This window comes from Streptococcus sp. Marseille-Q6504 (genome assembly GCF_965111625.1).
On record NZ_CBCOON010000009.1, the window covers coordinates 36,861 to 56,384 of the forward strand.

6 protein-coding genes are annotated in these 19,524 nt (G+C 41.9%); all 6 read left to right on the forward strand.

The genetic code is table 11. The features are described from left to right. Position 1: 1 nt before the first annotated feature. The 6 genes from ACWPUA_RS08055 to ACWPUA_RS08080 all read left to right on the forward strand — a co-directional run bounded on the left by ACWPUA_RS08055 (position 2) and on the right by ACWPUA_RS08080 (position 19,446). The gene (locus ACWPUA_RS08055; RefSeq protein WP_454380257.1) at positions 2-1,504 is read left to right on the forward strand and encodes a zinc ABC transporter substrate-binding protein AdcA; all 1,503 of its coding nucleotides are present in this window, start codon (positions 2-4) and stop codon (positions 1,502-1,504) included. Positions 1,505-1,634: 130 nt separating this feature from the next. Then, a complete protein-coding gene (locus ACWPUA_RS08060; protein WP_454380259.1) occupies positions 1,635-2,489 on the forward strand; it encodes a VOC family protein in 855 nt (284 codons plus the stop codon). A gap of 176 nt (positions 2,490-2,665) precedes the next feature. Beyond that, entirely contained in the window at positions 2,666-4,678 is a 2,013-nt protein-coding gene (locus ACWPUA_RS08065; protein WP_454380261.1) for a DUF2079 domain-containing protein, read from the forward strand. Between the two features lie 362 nt (positions 4,679-5,040). Beyond that, on the forward strand, positions 5,041-8,643 hold the full coding sequence (gene rpoB / locus ACWPUA_RS08070) for a DNA-directed RNA polymerase subunit beta (protein WP_454380263.1): 3,603 nt from the start codon (positions 5,041-5,043) through the stop codon (positions 8,641-8,643). Between the two features lie 32 nt (positions 8,644-8,675). Beyond that, on the forward strand, positions 8,676-12,323 hold the full coding sequence (gene rpoC, locus ACWPUA_RS08075) for a DNA-directed RNA polymerase subunit beta' (RefSeq protein ID WP_004254004.1): 3,648 nt from the start codon (positions 8,676-8,678) through the stop codon (positions 12,321-12,323). A 256-nt stretch (positions 12,324-12,579) separates the two neighbouring features. Continuing rightward, entirely contained in the window at positions 12,580-19,446 is a 6,867-nt protein-coding gene (locus tag ACWPUA_RS08080; RefSeq protein ID WP_454380265.1) for a GEVED domain-containing protein, read from the forward strand. Positions 19,447-19,524 lie beyond the last annotated feature (78 nt).

Below are 19,524 nucleotides of genomic sequence, written 5' to 3' on the forward strand. Positions count from 1 at the left end.
AATGAAAAAACTAAGCCTACTTTTGGCAAGTCTTGTGACCTTATTCTTAGTTGCTTGTTCCAATCAAAAACAAGCAGACGGGAAATTAAATATCGTTACAACTTTCTACCCTGTCTATGAATTTACCAAGCAAGTAGCAGGGGATACAGCCAATGTCGAACTTTTAATCGGGGCTGGAACAGAGCCACATGAATATGAACCATCACCTAAGGCAGTCGCTAAAATCCAAGATGCTGATGCCTTTGTTTATGAGAATGAAAATATGGAAACTTGGGTTCCTAAACTTTTAGAATCTCTAGATGCAAAAAAAGTAAAAACCATTAAAGCTACTGGAGATATGTTGCTTCTTCCAGGAAGTGAAGAAGAGGAGGACCGTGACCATGGTGAAGAAGGTCATCATCACGAGTATGACCCTCATGTATGGTTGTCTCCTGCGCGTGCAATCAAACTTGTAGAACATATCCGTGATAGTCTTTCAGCTGACTATCCAGATAAGAAGACGACTTTTGAAAAAAATGCAGCAGCCTATATCGAAAAACTACAAGCCTTGGACAAGGCCTATACTGAAGGGCTTTCTAATGCAAAACAAAAGAGTTTTGTGACTCAACACGCAGCCTTCCGTTATCTAGCCTTGGATTACGGACTCAATCAAGTCTCTATCTCTGGACTTTCGCCAGATGCGGAGCCATCAGCAAGCCGTTTGGCAGAATTGACCGAGTACATCAAGAAAAATAAAATCTCTTATATCTACTTTGAAGAAAATGCCTCGCAAGCCCTGGCTAATACTCTCTCAAAAGAAACAGGAGTGAAGTTAGATGTTCTGAATCCTCTTGAAAGCTTGACCGAAGAGGACATGAAGGCTGGAGAAAACTATGTCTCTATCATGGAGAAAAACCTCAAGGCACTCAAGCAGACAACTGATCAGGCAGGAGCAGAGATTGAACCAGAAAAGGCAGAGGAAACTAAAACCGTTCAAAATGGCTACTTTGAGGACGCAGATGTCAAGGACCGCACCTTGAGTGACTATGCAGGTAACTGGCAGTCTGTCTATCCTTTCCTTGAAGATGGAACTTTTGATCAAGTCTTTGACTACAAGGCTAAGTTGACTGGCAAGATGACCAAGGATGAGTATAAGGCCTACTATCAAAAAGGTTACCAAACAGATGTGACCAAGATCAACATCACGGATAACACTATGGAATTCATCCAAGGTGGCCAAAGCAAGAAATTCACCTACAAGTATGTCGGCAAGAAAATCTTGACTTATAAGAAAGGTAATCGTGGCGTGCGCTTCCTCTTTGAAGCGACAGATGCAGATGCTGGACTGTTCAAGTACGTTCAGTTTAGTGACCACAATATCGCCCCAGTTAAGGCAGAACATTTCCATATCTTCTTTGGAGGCACCAGCCAAGAAGCCCTCTTTGAAGAGATGGACAACTGGCCAACCTACTATCCAGATGGCTTATCAGGTCAAGAGATTGCTCAAGAAATGTTGGCTCATTAAATCCAAACAATCCTTCCTATATGGGGAGGATTTTTCTTGTTTTATCAGCGTTGAGCATCTGGATTGACATTGGCTGATAAGGGAGTACAATAGATGTAATAAAAATAGTTACAACAAAGAGAGGGTTTCTATGGTTTACCAATATAATAGTCAGATTTATTTGGCTGAAGTAGCTTTAAATGTTAAGGACTTAGAAAGTCAGATAGCATTTTATCATCAGTTGCTTGGGTTGGAGATTTTGAATCAATCGGAAAATCAAGTTCTTTTAGGTGCCGGTGGGAAACCGCTAGTTCGGCTAATTAAGACGGATGACATTAGCAATCCTAAGCAAAGTTATGGTCTTTATCATATGGCACTTCTTTTGCCGACTCGTGAAGATTTGGCTAATGTTTTTAAACACTTATTAGACTTAAAGATTCCATTAGTTGGTGGAGCTGATCATGGCTATAGTGAGGCTGTCTGCCTAGAAGACCTGGAGGGTAATGGCATAGAACTTTACAGAGACAAGCCTGAGGCAGAATGGGATATTCGTGAGGATGGCCGTATTATTGGGGTCACAGAAGAGTTGTCTGCCCAAGATATCTGCCAACTAGGAAAAGAAATCGATCCTTTTGCAATTGCAAGTGGCACTAGCATGGGGCATGTTCACCTATCTGTAAAAAATAGTCGAGAAGCGAGTGTGTTCTACCAAGAGTCTCTTGGTCTTGAGGATAAATTCACGATTCCACATGCCAGTTGGATCGCATCAGGGGCTTATCACCATCATCTAGCTGTAAATGAATGGGGTGGCAAAAACTTAGCTCGACGTAAGCATGGAATGGTGGGGCTAGCCTACTATGTGGTTGAAGTTGAGAACAAAGAGGAATTATTAAAAGTATTTGCTCAATCTCAAACTGGCAAGGCGATAACTCAGTGGATTTCTTCGGCAGAGTTCAGCATGACTGATAAAGACGGTATCGTTACGCGAGTTAGAGTAGGAAATTAGAATAGAGTGGTTCGGCCTAGATTATTACTAGTTTGAACCACTCTTTTTCTATTCAGTTTTTTCGAGAATGAAAAATTGAAGCTCTTACATTGATAGTGTTGCAAAAGATTCAAAAAAGGATAGAAGGAATAGAAGGATTATGATACAATTATCTTATTATTAGGAGGATTATAACTGTGGAAAAAGTATTAGGAAATATTTTTGAAAAACGAAAGCAATTTTTATCGTATGGTCTCGGCGCATATTTAATAGTTATTTTACTGAATTTATTGCACTATGCTCCGCGAGATCTTTTTCTAAGTCTAAATTCGGGACCTGTTTTTGACAAAATCTTAGTCTTTCTTATAGCAGCTGTATTCATTGGGGTAGTGGAAATAAAGTCATCCCTCAATATTCGTAGGATTAATATTCTTATTTCATGCCTAGCCTTATTTTTTGCTGTCTATAAAAGTATTTCATTTTTCCTGGCGCTAGGTTTACTACTTTTGGATGTGGTTCTCTTTGTGTTTTTTAAGTTCAAAGGTGAAACCTTATCTTTTTTATATTTGTTTACGGTAGTAGGGACACTCCCCCGGTTGTTAACCCTGGTTGATTCTAATTTTAATGATACGGCGCTTGGTTTTCATGCCGTTGATTTAACGACTACAAGATTTTATACATTAATTTGGCCAGTCGTTTTAGCAGTGATTGTTTCTGCTGTACTGATTTTGCTTTTTGTACAGTTACCAGTAAAGGAGTTTTTAGAAAAGCATAAGAAAATAGTATGGTGGGCAGTCTTGTCTCTTAGCATTATTTATGTTTTGTATCTCTGTGTCGTTGTCTACTATAAAGTCAAGACAATTGAAGTAACTACCTTTGACATTGGTATTTTTTCTCAAATGTTTGAGCGTATGAATACAGATTGGACTCCGATTACAACATTGGAGAGAGACAGAGTGCTTTCCCATTTTGCGGTACACGTGTCACCAATCTTTTATGTAATGCTTCCCTTTTATAAATTATTCCCATACGTAGAGACGTTAGACATTTTACAGGTTTTAGTTGCTTTTTCTGCAATTATTCCTCTGAAACTACTGCTTCCTAAATTCAAACTTTCTAAACTAACAAATATATTGACGGTAGCATGGTTTGTTTTATTCCCAGTTATTACAACTGCAGGTGGAACCCATCTTCATGAGAATTGTTTCCTAACTGCGTTGATTTTCTGGTTATTCTATTTCATTGTTTCCGAGCAAAAACTGGGTATTATAGGTTCGACTTTGCTGCTTTTGTTAGTAAAGGAAGATGCCTTTATCTATGTTATTAGTATTGGCACCTACTTCCTTTTACAAAAACGTTTCACCTTATCAAAAACAACAAAAGTACGGATACTGTTAGCAGATATCGTTTTACCGATTGTTTATTTCATGTTTGCGATGTATCTCTTGAGTGCTTATGGTGAAGGAGGTATGGTCTCTCGTTTCGATACCTACCTACAGAATGGTGAGAGTGGATTGCTCATGGTCTTGAAAAATCTCTTGACCCATCCAGAATATGTGATCAGTACAATTTTCACCGCGAAAAGATTGGGCTATTTGTTCTTAATGCTTGCTCCACTTTGTTTCCTACCTCTTGTACAACGTAGTTGGGAAAATTATTTATTGGCTCTACCACTTGTTGTCATTAATTTGTTGCCAAACTGGCCTTATCAGTATGATATTGGTTTTCAATATAGTTATGGTAGTGCAGCACTGCTTTTTCTAATGGCTCTACTCTCTTTAGAAGACCTTCAAATTCATAAGATTTTGCAAGAAAAATTAATTGTTCTTACAGTTACGATAGGTATCGTTGTATCTGGGATACTCTTACACCAGTTGACGCATAAATGGAATTTTAATATTGGTTATTATCATCAGAATAAACAAAATTTTGATAATATCAAGTATACTTTAGAAAGTCTGCCGTCTGAATCTTCAGTTGTCGCCGAACATCCATACACACCAATTCTTAGAAAACATCAAAAATTATATGACATTTTCTATCACAACGGTCAGAAAGTGGACTCATCTATTGATTTTGTAGTGATTCCAAGAAAGAGTAAGGATACGAGTGAACTCTATGTCGAGCTGGTCAAACAATATGAACAGCTTGGCTACAAGGAAAGCAGTTATTCTTCGGATGAAATTTTTATCCTAGAAAAACCACAGTAAGGTTGATGTATGAAAATCACCTTTTCTGAAAACAAGCCACAACTATACTAAAGCAAGAAAAATCCTTCAAAGGACTTGAAAAATTAGAGAAAATCGGGTATAATATGAGTAATCATTTGTCGTAGGTTTTGTCTGAAATATTGTCCGGACAAGGCTCACAGCAGTTAAATCTCCTGAAAAAAGTCAGATTTAACTGCTCTTTTTGTGCTTTTTTTCGGTATTTTTTGCATCTGTAACAGAGATTTAAAGATTCTGAAAAATTAGTCAAGGGGGATAAGTTGATAGGGGTTTTAGAACCATTAAACGATAATTATTAGCTTAGGCGACTAAGCTTGGAATTTTATTTACAAAGGAGAATCATCTTGGCAGGACATGACGTTCAATACGGGAAACATCGTACCCGTCGTAGTTTTTCAAGAATCAAAGAAGTTCTTGACTTACCAAATTTGATTGAAATTCAAACTGATTCATTTAAAGATTTCCTAGACCATGGTCTGAAGGAAGTGTTTGAAGATGTATTGCCAATTTCAAACTTCACAGAAACAATGGAGTTGGAATTTGTTGGCTACGAAATCAAAGAACCTAAATACACGCTTGAAGAAGCTCGCATTCATGATGCTAGTTATTCAGCACCAATCTTTGTAACTTTCCGCTTGATTAACAAAGAAACTGGCGAAATCAAAACTCAAGAAGTCTTCTTTGGTGATTTCCCAATCATGACTGAGATGGGTACTTTTATCATCAACGGTGGTGAACGTATTATCGTATCACAGTTGGTGCGTTCTCCAGGTGTTTACTTTAATGATAAAGTAGACAAAAACGGTAAAGTGGGCTACGGTTCAACTGTTATCCCTAACCGTGGAGCTTGGTTGGAACTGGAAAGTGACTCAAAAGACATCGCCTACACTCGTATCGACCGTACTCGTAAAATTCCATTTACGACCTTGGTTCGTGCGCTTGGTTTCTCAGGTGATGACGAAATCTTTGATATCTTTGGTGACAGCGAGTTGGTTCGCAACACTGTTGAAAAAGATATCCATAAAAACCCAATGGACTCTCGTACAGACGAAGCTTTGAAAGAAATTTATGAGCGTCTTCGCCCAGGTGAACCAAAAACTGCTGAGAGTTCACGTACCTTACTTGTGGCTCGTTTCTTCGACCCACGTCGTTATGACTTGGCAGCCGTTGGACGTTACAAGATTAACAAGAAATTAAATATTAAAACTCGTTTGCTCAACCAAACAATTGCTGAACCATTGGTAGACCCAGAAACTGGTGAAATCTTAGTTGAAAAGGGTACTGTTATGACTCGCGATGTCATCGAAAGTATCGAAAATCACTTGGATGGCGATTTGAACAAGATTGTCTACACTCCAAATGACTCAGCTGTTTTGACAGAACCAGTTGTTCTTCAAAAATTCAAGGTTGTGGCACCAACTGATCCAGACCGTGTTGTAACAATCATCGGAAATGCAAATCCAGATGATAAAGTTCGCACTATCACTCCGGCAGATATCCTTGCTGAAATGAGCTACTTCCTTAACTTGGCTGAAGGTATCGGTCGTATCGATGATATCGACCACCTCGGAAACCGTCGTATTCGTGCTGTTGGTGAATTGCTTGCCAACCAAGTACGTCTTGGACTTTCACGTATGGAACGTAATGTTCGTGAACGTATGTCTGTTCAAGATAACGAAGTATTGACACCTCAACAAATCATTAACATCCGTCCAGTGACTGCAGCGATCAAAGAATTCTTTGGTCCTTCACAATTGTCACAGTTCATGGACCAACACAACCCACTTTCTGAGTTGTCTCACAAACGTCGTTTGTCTGCCTTAGGGCCTGGTGGTTTGACACGTGACCGCGCTGGATATGAAGTGCGTGACGTGCACTACACTCACTATGGTCGTATGTGTCCAATCGAAACACCTGAAGGACCAAACATCGGTTTGATCAACAACTTGTCTTCATACGGGCACCTCAACAAGTATGGTTTCATTCAAACACCATACCGTAAAGTTGACCGTGCAACTGGTAAAGTTACCAACGAAATTGTTTGGTTGACTGCCGATGAAGAAGATGAATACACAGTAGCTCAGGCTAACTCTAAATTGAACGCAGATGGAACTTTTGCTGAAAAAGTTGTCATGGGACGTCACCAAGGGGTTAACCAAGAATATCCAGCATCAAGCGTTGATTATATGGACGTTTCTCCTAAACAGGTAGTTGCCGTTGCGACAGCATGTATTCCTTTCTTGGAAAACGATGACTCCAACCGTGCCCTCATGGGAGCCAACATGCAACGTCAGGCTGTTCCGTTGATCGATCCTAAAGCGCCTTTCGTTGGTACTGGTATGGAATACCAAGCAGCCCATGATTCAGGAGCTGCAGTTATTGCACAACATGGTGGTAAGGTTACCTATGCGGATGCGGACAAAGTAGAAGTTCGTCGTGAAGATGGTTCCCTTGATGTTTACCACATCCAAAAATTCCGTCGTTCAAACTCAGGTACTGCTTATAACCAACGTACCCTTGTTCGAGTTGGCGATGTCATCGAAAAAGGTGACTTTATCGCTGATGGACCTTCTATGGAAAAAGGTGAAATGGCGCTTGGACAAAACCCAATCGTTGCCTACATGACATGGGAAGGTTACAACTTCGAGGATGCCGTTATCATGAGCGAACGCTTGGTGAAAGACGATGTTTACACATCTGTTCACCTCGAAGAATACGAATCAGAAACTCGCGATACAAAGCTTGGGCCTGAAGAAATCACTCGTGAAATTCCAAACGTTGGTGAAGATGCCCTTAAAGACCTCGACGAAATGGGTATCATCCGTATCGGTGCTGAGGTTAAAGAAGGGGATATCCTTGTAGGTAAAGTCACACCTAAGGGTGAAAAAGACCTTTCTGCTGAAGAGCGTCTCTTGCACGCTATCTTCGGTGACAAATCTCGTGAAGTGCGTGATACTTCCCTTCGTGTACCACACGGTGCCGATGGTGTCGTTCGTGATGTTAAAATCTTTACACGTGCAAACGGTGATGAATTGCAATCTGGTGTTAACATGCTAGTTCGCGTATACATCGCACAAAAACGTAAGATTAAGGTCGGAGATAAGATGGCCGGACGTCACGGAAACAAAGGGGTTGTCTCTCGTATCGTTCCTGTAGAAGACATGCCTTACCTTCCAGACGGAACTCCAGTCGATATCATGTTGAACCCTCTTGGGGTGCCATCACGTATGAATATCGGTCAGGTTATGGAGCTTCACCTTGGTATGGCGGCTCGTACTCTTGGCATCCACATCGCAACGCCAGTCTTTGACGGAGCAAGTTCTGAAGATCTTTGGGATACTGTCAAAGAAGCAGGTATGGATAGCGATGCTAAGACTATCCTATACGACGGACGTACTGGTGAACCATTTGATAACCGTGTGTCAGTTGGTGTCATGTACATGATCAAACTCCACCACATGGTTGATGATAAATTGCACGCTCGTTCAGTCGGACCTTACTCAACCGTTACACAACAACCACTCGGAGGTAAAGCTCAGTTTGGTGGACAACGTTTCGGTGAGATGGAGGTTTGGGCGCTTGAAGCCTATGGTGCGTCAAATGTCCTTCAAGAAATCTTGACTTACAAGTCTGACGATATCAACGGACGTTTGAAAGCTTATGAAGCTATTACAAAAGGAAAACCAATTCCAAAACCAGGTGTTCCAGAATCATTCCGAGTTCTTGTGAAAGAATTGCAATCTCTTGGTCTTGACATGCGTGTTCTTGACGAAGACGATCAAGAAGTGGAACTTCGTGACCTTGATGAAGGAATGGACGAAGATGTCATCCACGTAGATGACCTTGAAAAAGCCCGCGAAAGAGCAGCTCAGGAGGCTAAAGCAGCCTTTGAAGCAGAAGAAAATGCAAAAGCGGAAACAACAGAAGAAGCTGCTGAACAAGAATAAGCAGTTCACTTATAATAGAAAGGGAAGAAATAGTGGTTGATGTAAATCGTTTTAAAAGTATGCAAATCACACTAGCTTCTCCAAGCAAAGTCCGTTCATGGTCTTATGGAGAAGTCAAAAAACCTGAAACAATCAATTACCGTACGTTGAAACCAGAACGTGAAGGACTATTTGACGAAGTGATCTTTGGTCCTACAAAAGACTGGGAATGTGCTTGTGGTAAATACAAACGCATTCGTTACAGAGGGATTGTTTGTGACCGTTGTGGTGTTGAAGTAACGCGTACAAAAGTTCGTCGTGAACGTATGGGACACATCGAGTTAAAAGCTCCTGTATCTCATATCTGGTATTTCAAGGGGATTCCAAGCCGTATGGGCTTGACCCTTGACATGAGTCCTCGTGCCCTCGAGGAAGTTATCTACTTCGCAGCTTATGTGGTAATTGATCCTAAGGATACTCCACTTGAGCACAAGTCTATCATGACAGAGCGTGAATACCGTGAACGCTTGCGTGAGTTTGGTCATGGTTCATTCGTTGCCAAAATGGGTGCCGAAGCGATCCAAGACCTCTTGAAACAAGTAGATCTTGAAAAAGAAATTGCTGAACTCAAAGAAGAGTTAAAAACAGCTACTGGACAAAAACGTGTCAAAGCTATCCGCCGTTTGGATGTTTTGGATGCTTTTCACAAGTCTGGGAACAAGCCTGAATGGATGGTTCTTAACATCCTTCCAGTTATTCCACCAGATCTTCGTCCAATGTTGCAGTTGGATGGTGGCCGTTTTGCCTCATCTGACTTGAACGACCTTTACCGTCGTGTTATCAACCGTAACAATCGTTTGGCTCGTTTGCTTGAGTTGAACGCGCCAGGTATCATCGTTCAAAATGAGAAGCGTATGCTTCAAGAAGCGGTTGACGCTTTGATTGACAATGGCCGTCGTGGTCGTCCGATCACAGGGCCAGGTAGCCGTCCGCTTAAATCATTGAGCCATATGCTCAAAGGGAAACAAGGACGCTTCCGTCAAAACTTGCTCGGTAAACGTGTTGACTTCTCAGGACGTTCCGTTATCGCCGTTGGTCCAACTCTTAAGATGTACCAATGTGGTGTGCCACGTGAAATGGCAATCGAGCTCTTTAAACCATTCGTTATGCGTGAAATCGTTGCGCGCGATATCGTTCAAAACGTTAAAGCGGCTAAACGCTTGGTAGAACGTGGAGATGAACGTATCTGGGATATCCTCGAAGAAGTTATCAAAGAACACCCAGTACTTTTGAACCGCGCACCTACCCTTCACCGTTTAGGTATCCAAGCCTTTGAACCTGTCTTAATTGACGGTAAAGCCCTTCGCTTGCACCCGCTTGTCTGCGAAGCCTACAATGCCGACTTTGACGGTGACCAAATGGCCATCCACGTACCTCTTTCAGAAGAAGCCCAAGCAGAAGCTCGTATCTTGATGCTTGCTGCTGAGCATATCTTGAATCCTAAAGATGGTAAACCAGTTGTTACTCCATCTCAGGACATGGTTTTGGGTAACTACTACTTGACTATGGAAGAAGCTGGTCGTGAAGGCGAAGGTATGGTCTTCAAGGACCGTGACGAAGCTGTCATGGCTTACCGTAATGGTTATGTTCACCTCCACTCACGTGTTGGTATCGCAACAGATAGCCTTAACAAACCATGGACAGAAGAGCAAAAACACAAAATCTTGCTTACAACTGTAGGTAAAATCCTCTTCAACGATATCATGCCAGAAGGACTACCTTACTTGCAAGAGCCAACAAATGCTAACTTGACAGAAGGTGTTCCGGCTAAGTACTTCTTGCCATTAGGTGGAAATATCAAGGAAGCTATTGAAGGACTTGAACTCAACCCACCATTCAAGAAGAAAAACCTTGGAAATATCATCGCTGAAATCTTCAAACGTTTCCGTACGACAGAAACATCTGCCCTACTTGACCGTATGAAGAACCTCGGTTACCACCATTCAACTCTTGCAGGTTTGACAGTGGGTATTGCTGATATTCCAGTCGTTGAAGACAAGGCTGAAATCATCGAAGAATCACACAAACGTGTAGAACAAATCACAAAACAATTCCGTCGTGGTATGATTACAGATGACGAACGCTACAATGCTGTTACAGCTGAATGGCGTGCTGCCCGTGAAAAACTTGAGAAACGTTTGGTTGCCAACCAAGATCCTAAGAACCCTATCGTTATGATGATGGACTCTGGAGCCCGTGGTAACATCTCAAACTTCTCACAGCTTGCCGGTATGCGTGGTCTGATGGCTGCTCCGAATGGACGTATCATGGAATTGCCAATCCTTTCAAACTTCCGCGAAGGTTTGTCAGTACTCGAAATGTTCTTCTCAACTCACGGTGCCCGTAAAGGTATGACCGATACGGCCCTTAAGACAGCCGACTCAGGTTACTTGACTCGTCGTTTGGTTGACGTTGCCCAAGACGTTATCATTCGTGAGGATGACTGTGGAACTGACCGTGGTCTCTTGATCCGTTCTATTACTGAAGGTAAAGAGATGATTGAGTCTCTCGAAGAACGTCTCAATGGTCGTTACACTAAGAAAACTGTTAAACACCCAGAAACTGGTGCAGTTATCATCGGTCCAAATGAATTGATTACAGAAGACAAGGCTCGTGAAATCGTCAATGCTGGTGTTGAAGAAGTGACTATCCGCTCTGTATTTACATGTAACACTCGTCATGGTGTCTGCCGTCACTGTTATGGTATCAACTTGGCGACTGGTGATGCGGTTGAGGTTGGTGAAGCAGTTGGTACAATCGCTGCCCAATCTATCGGGGAACCTGGTACACAGCTTACAATGCGTACCTTCCACACGGGTGGGGTTGCCTCAAATACCGATATCACTCAGGGTCTTCCTCGTGTCCAAGAAATCTTTGAAGCCCGCAATCCTAAAGGGGAAGCGGTTATCACAGAAGTCAAAGGGGAAGTTACAGCAATCGAAGAAGATGCTTCAACTCGTACCAAGAAAGTCTTCGTTAAAGGCGAAACTGGAGAAGGCGAATACGTGGTACCATTTACAGCCCGTATGCGTGTAGAGGTTGGAGATCAAATCTCTCGTGGTGCAGCATTGACAGAGGGTTCTATCCAACCCAAACGTCTCCTTGCTGTACGTGATGTCTTGTCAGTTGAAACTTACCTCCTCGGTGAAGTACAAAAAGTTTACCGTAGCCAAGGGGTAGAAATCGGTGACAAACACATCGAGGTAATGGTTCGTCAAATGATCCGCAAAGTTCGTGTCATGGATCCAGGGGATACAGACCTTCTCATGGGTACTCTCATGGATATCAACGACTTTACAGATGCCAACAAAGATGTTCTTATCGCAGGTGGTGTTCCAGCAACTGGTCGCCCAGTCCTTATGGGAATCACCAAAGCCTCACTTGAAACAAATAGTTTCTTGTCAGCAGCTTCCTTCCAGGAAACAACTCGTGTCCTTACAGACGCAGCTATCCGTGGTAAGAAAGACCATCTCCTTGGACTTAAAGAAAATGTTATCATCGGTAAGATCATCCCAGCTGGTACTGGTATGGCTCGCTACCGTAACCTTGAACCGCAAGCAGTCAACGAAGAGTCCCTCCTTGCAGATTCACAAGAAGAGCAAGTAGATGCCCAAGTCGAGACTGTTGAAACAAGTGAATAAACCGATTTATCCAAAAGAGGGTCTTCCCTCTTTTGGTGTGTGTTGGTCATGAAAGTGTAATGTATATTTTCTTGGAAAAATAGTAAAAAAATGGAATAAATGTATATTGATTTCAACTTTCAAAACAATGAGCATAATGCTTGGTTTTTAAGTACAATAGTGCTAAAATAGGAGCGTTGCATGTTTAGGATTTTGTAAAAACAATGCATAAACTATAACAATATATACATTCCCGAAAGGGTATTGGAGGTAAAACATGAAAAATGATCTGTTTAACGACCGAATTAGTCGATTCTCGATCCGTAAGCTTCATGTAGGAGTTTGCTCGGTCTTACTCGGAACGTTGGTAATGCTCGGAACTGCTACAGGTGTCGGAGCTGATGAAGTAACTGAAGAAAAACAAGCTGACGGAGTTGCAGCTACAACAGAAGTAGACAAAGCTGAAGCTCCTGTAACTACAGAAGCAGCACCTGCTAAAGAAGTAACTTATAAAGCAGAAGCAGCACCTGCAGTTTCTACTGAAGTAAAACCTGAGCTAAATAGCGAAAAATTGGCAACTTACGTTGCTGAAATTGAAGCAAACGTGGCAAATGGTAAATACAGCAACAAGACAGACGAGAGCGTTGAAATTCTTAAGGTAGGTCTTGCTAATGCTAAAAATGCACTTACTTCTGCTACAAGCCAAGCTGAACTTGACGCAGCTTACCAATCACTTGTAACTATTGTCAATTCTAAACTTAAAAACAAAGAAAAAGCTGTAACCGAAGAAAAAGTAGCAGCTACTGAAAAGACAGAAGCCACTACAGGTAAACCTGCAGAAAACACTAAGCCAGCTGAAGGTACTAACGCAATCGCAAATACAGGGAAAAACGACCCTCGTAATGGTAAAGAGATTGACAAGAATACTGCCTTCCGTGCAGATGCTGCAACAGCTACTGGAATTGGTGCAGACGTTGAAGACGCAACTTCAACTCCAAAAGTTGAAAAACCAGGCTTTACAACAGATCTTGATGCCAAATCTATGACTAGCCAGATTACTTGGTTGGACTTTGGTGATGTAGCCAACTGGACAGGAGCGAAAATAATCAAAGTCGCTAAAAATGAACTGAAACCAGATGAGCTAACAGAGAGCTTGGCTCTTCAAGTTGGGGCTACCTATACCAAGGAAATCATGCCTGGTTATGTTGTTACGGTAAAAGTCAAATCCTTGAAACCATTCCAAGCGACTGAAATCTATAAAAAACGGATGGAAGAGCAAGGAGCTACAGAAGCCGAAAAAGCGACCTATGATCCAAATGCAAAAAATGGCTATGTAAAGGGTGTTACTTCACCAATTGCTAGACAATATTTTAATGATGGCAAAGAAGCCGACGTTATTGCTGATGCCCAAACTCGTTGGAGTGAAATCAAAAAGGAAAATGTTGATACCAAAGCCAAGAAGACTACCATGGGTTCTGCATATAATGGTGGGAATATTGGAGTTCAGTTTGAAATCTCTGCAACCTTCCGTGGCAAGAAAGTTAAGCCAGCTGTTGTTATGGCTGATGGCGAGGAAGCCAATGTTGGTGAATTTGTTATGTTCACTACCAACGGACAAGGTTGGCAGCACATTGGGGAATGGAAGAAATCTACCAAACCAACCACCTCAGTAACTTATGAACCACAAGATGTTGAGAACCTTTTGGGACCTAAACCTAAATACAGTAGTCAAAATCTACCTCAACTTCGTAATTCTACTGAAGTTGGACCAGAAAAGAAACCAGTAGCTTGGAAATACTTTGGAAATCCTGACAAGGTTACAGGAGGTTTAGGAACCGGCATCTTTGGACCAAACATTTCTCAAGGGGATAGAACAGTTCCACTCGTGATGACGCGTGGAGCATCTGAAGTGGGACTTTACATCGCTTCAGCTGGTAAACAGTCTGCTATGCTAGGGTTCTTCCCACTTGATGAAGGGGATGCTCCTGAGTCATATGGTAAGGCAGTTCATACCATTGCAACTGTAGACGGTGTTACTGGAGGTAAAGTAAATCAACCGTATATTGGTAATGTGAGCCCAGATATGGATGAGAATACGACTCTCGACTGGTTCGGTGATGATAACTCAACCACGGCCGATGAAGGAATTAACCAATTGCTTCCGGATGAACTCAAAGGGACAACCAATGAGATGATCAAGATGGACCGTACACGCCCAGGTAACTACAAGATGTCACTTCAAGCCCATTTGGATGGAGCTTCAGAAGCTTATATCTATGGTTGGGTAGACTTTAACCAAAACGGTACCTTTGATGAAGATGAGCGCTCTGAACTTGCAAAAGTGACCCAAGATGGCACAGTTGAGTTGACCTTCGCAAAAAGCAAGACTTATATCGACCCTAGCGTTAACGAACTAGGTGCTCGTGTCCGTATTGCCAAGAAAGATACTGAGATTGAAAGCCCAACTGGTATGGCCTTTTCAGGGGAAGTAGAAGACTTCAAGACTCAAATTACCCACCCACCAAAAGGGGAATTTAAGGAAACTTCTGGTCCTCAAGCTACTAAACAAACAGCAACAGTAACCTTTACAGCACGTGGAGAGCACAAGTATCAACGTAACTCTCAGGCAGTCATCGACGAAACTGTAGAACCATACATCGTTGATAAAGATGGTAACCGTGCAACTCTTGATGCAGATGGTTACTATGTCGTTCCAGGTCAAGGTAAATACAAGATCACTGCCAACGGTAAAGACGTAGACGTTGAGTTTATCCCAGAAGATAACTTCCTAGGAACTGCAGATGGTATCTCTATCCGTCGTGTAGACAACAATGGTTACGATACGGGTTGGTCAACCAAATTCCCAGACAAAGAACCAAACATTAATGGTCAGTTGAATACTATGGATGGTCAATACGTTCCAACAGTCACTCCGATTGAAATCGAAGGGGTTGACAAGACATCGACTGATGTGCAAGGAGCGACTCAAACAGGAACACCAACCTTTAATACAACTGCAACTAACTTAAATGGGGACAAGATTGCGGTCACTCCAAGTGCAGAATATCCTGCTAAATTAGTAGATCCAGCAACTGGTCGTACTACTGATGCGACATCTGTAACAGTGGCTGGAGAAGGAACATACACGATCAATCCTTCAACAGGTGAAGTAACCTTCACCCCAGAACCAAGCTTTGTAGGAACAGCTAAAGGCATTGAAGTTACATTGTCAGCACCAGTTGGTCGAAACAAAGACGGTAAGGTTCAAAAGGAGTACGTTAAGACAGCTACAGCTAAGTACACACCAACTGTAACTCCAATTACGATCACACCAACAGATAAAGTGTCTGAGGACATCCAAAACGTTCCACAAACTCAAACTCCTACATTTGAGTTGAGCAACGATAAGACTGCGAAAATCACAAGCAAGAAATTGGTAGACCCAGCAACTGGTCAACCTACTGATGAAACTACTGTGACTGTTCCAGGAGAAGGAACTTACACAATCGATCCTACTACAGGAGCAGTAACTTTCACTCCAGAACCAGACTTTGTCGGAAAAGCTACAGGCGTTAAGGTTCAAGCAACTGCAACTATTACAAATGAGAAGGGTGAAACTTCAACAATTACTGCTGAAGCAAGCTACACACCAACTGTAAAATCAGCTGCTCCAACAGCTAAACCAGCTACATCTAAAGATATCCAAGGTGCGACTCAAACAGGTAAACCAACATTTGCAGGTACAACTGTTACTGTAAACGGTGAAGACAAAGAAATCACTATTAAAGATAACAGCTACACACTTTTGGATAAAGATGGTAATGAAGTTACAACTACAACAGCTTATGCTGAAGATGGAACAACACCAATCGGTACATTCACAATCGACCCAGCAACTGGTACTGTAACATTCACACCAACTGATAAATCTTACACAGGTAAAGTAACTCCTGTTAAGGTTCAAGCTGAAAGCTCAAATGGTATTAAGGTTGATACAACTTACACACCTGAGATTGTTCCAGTAACACCAACTGCAACACCAGCTGAAACAACAGACATCCAAGGCGCAACTCAAAAAGGTAAGCCTGAATTCAAGGGTGGAACTGTTACAGTTGATGGAGTAGAAAAAACAGTTCCAATCAACGAAGATGTTCCAGCAACATTTGAAGATGGTTCAACAACTAAGACAGTTGAAGGTGTTGGTACTTACACAGTAGCACCAGACGGAACAGTAACATTTGTTCCTGAAAAATCATTTGTTGGTACAGCTCCATCAGTTACAGTTGTTCGTGAAGATATGAATGGAACAAAAGCTTCTTCAACTTACACACCAACAGTAACACCAGTAACACCAACAGCAGAAGATGCTACTTCAACTGATAAACAAGGTCAAACACAATCAGGTAAACCAACATTCACACCAGGTAACTCAAACGTACCAATGGATGATGATGTTCCAGCAACATTCGAAGATGGTTCAACAACTAAGACTATCCCAGGTGAAGGAACATACACAGTAGCACCAGACGGAACAGTAACATTCGTACCAGAAAAATCATTCACAGGAACAGGAACAGGCGTGACTGTTAAACGTGTAGATAAGAACGGTACACCAGTAACAGCTAAGTACACTCCAACAGTAACACCAGTAACACCAACTGCAACACCAGCTGAATCAGTAGCACCTCAAGGTGTGGTTCAAACTGGTACTGTTACATTCAAAGAAGGTGACCCAGTTGCACCAATCGACAAGGATACGATTACTCTTCTTGACGAAAATGGTAAACCAGCTCCATCTGTAGTTGCTAAGTCACCAGAAGGTAAAGAAATCGGTACTTTCACAGTTGATAAAGAAACAGGTGTTGTAACATTCACACCAACTGACAAGTCATACTCAGGTGATGTTGTTCCAGTTAAGGTTCAAGCTAAAGATGCTAACGGTACCGCTGTAGAAACAACTTACACACCTAAGATTACTCCAGTAGTTCCAACAGGTGAAGATGCTACTTCAACTGACAAACAAGGTCAAACACAATCAGGTAAACCTAAGTTTACAGAAGGTAATCCAAGTGTACCAATGGATGATGATGTTCCAGCAACATTCGAAGATGGTTCAACAACTAAGACTATCCCAGGTGAAGGAACATACACAGTAGCACCAGACGGAACTGTAACCTTCGTACCAGAAAAATCATTCACAGGAACAGGAACAGGCGTGACTGTTAAACGTGTTGACAAGAACGGTACACCAGTAACAGCTAAGTACACACCAACTGTAACTCCAGTAACACCAACTGCAACACCAGCTGAATCAGTTGCACCTCAAGGTGTGGTTCAAACTGGTACTGTTACATTCAAAGAAGGTGACCCAGTTGCACCAATCGACAAGGATACCATTACTCTTCTTGACGAAAATGGTCAACCGGCGGCTTCTGTAGATGCTAAATCTCCAAGTGGTGAAGTTATTGGTACTTTCACAGTTGATAAAGAAACAGGTGTTGTAACCTTTACACCAACTGATAAGTCATACTCAGGTGAAGTAGTTCCAGTTAAAATTCAAGCTAAGGATGCTAACGGCACTCCAGCTGAAACAACATACACACCTAAGATTACTCCAGTTGTTCCAACAGCGGAACCAGCAACATCAACAGATATTCAAGGTCAAACACAAACAGGTAAGCCTAACTTTACAGAAGGTAACCCAAGTGTACCAATGGATGATGATACGCCAGCAACATTCGAAGATGGTTCAACAACTAAGGTAATTCCAGGTGAGGGAACTTACACAGTAGCCCCAGACGGAACAGTTACATTTGTACCAGAAAAATCATTCACAGGAACAGGAACAGGTGTGACTGTTAAACGTGTAGACAAGAATGGTACACCAGTTACAGCTAAGTACACCCCAACTGTAACCCCAGTAACACCAACAGCAGAACCAGCAACATCAACAGATATTCAAGGTCAAACACAAACAGGTAAGCCTAACTTTACAGAAGGTAACCCAAGTGTACCAATGGATGATGATACGCCAGCAACATTCGAAGATGGTTCAACAACTAAGGTAATTCCAGGTGAGGGAACTTACACAGTAGCCCCAGACGGAACAGTTACATTTGTACCAGAAAAATCATTCACAGGAACAGGAACAGGTGTGACTGTTAAACGTGTAGACAAGAATGGTACACCAGTTACAGCTAAGTACACCCCAACTGTAACTCCAGTAACACCAACAGCAGAACCTGTTACATCTATTGGACCAAAAGGTAAAGAACAATCTGGCAAACCAACATTCAAGGAAGGCGATAGCCGTGTGCCTATGAATGATGATGTTCCAGCTACATTTGAAGATGGTTCAACAACTAAGACTGTTGAAGGAGTCGGTACATACACAGTAGCTCCAGATGGAACAGTAACCTTTAAACCAGAACCAGAATTTACTGGAACTGCTCCATCAGTGACAGTTGTGCGTGAAGATATGAACGGAACAAAAGCTTCTGCAACATACACCCCAACTGTAACCCCAGTTACTACGTTTGTAGACAAAGATGGTAAACCAATTCCAGGTAACCCAACAGAAGACGGTGAACAACCTAAGAAAGATATCCCAGGTTACCGCTTCGTAGAGACTAAGAAACTTCCAAACGGTGACACAGAACATGTCTACGAAAAAGTGAAGACTAGTCACAAGGATAAAGACGGAAATGAAATTCCAGGATATCCAACCGAGGATGGAGAACAACCTAAGAAAGATATTCCAGGATACCGCTTCGTTGAAACTAAGAAGTTGCCAAACGGTGATACAGTACATGTCTATGAAAAGATCACAACAACTCATGTTGACGAAAATGGAAACCCAATTCCAGGATACCCAACTGAGGATGGAGAACAACCTAAGAAAGATATTCCAGGATATGAGTTTGTGAAGACTGTTGTAGATGCAAATGGTAACATCCAACACATCTACAAGAAAGTTGTAACTCCAGAAAAACCAGAAGCTCCAGTTAAACCAACTCCAGCTAAGGAAAATGCTCCTCAATTGCCAAATACTGGTACTGAAGATCATGCTAGCCTTGCTGCCCTTGGTTTAGTAGGTGTCTTGAGTGGATTTGGACTTATCGCTCGTAAAAAGAAAGAAGACTAATCAACTCTGTAGAGTAGTGGAAAAGTCACCTTTCTAATTAAAAACTAGTACATCTTTGGATGTACTAGTTTTTTTATC

Excerpts from the sequence above, each read along its gene's own strand:
- ACWPUA_RS08055 (WP_454380257.1), top strand. The coding sequence starts at position 2 with ATGAAAAAACTAAGCCTACTTTTGGCAAGTCTTGTGACCTTATTCTTA.
- ACWPUA_RS08060 (WP_454380259.1), top strand. The coding sequence starts at position 1,635 with ATGGTTTACCAATATAATAGTCAGATTTATTTGGCTGAAGTAGCTTTA.
- ACWPUA_RS08080 (WP_454380265.1), top strand. The coding sequence starts at position 12,580 with ATGAAAAATGATCTGTTTAACGACCGAATTAGTCGATTCTCGATCCGT.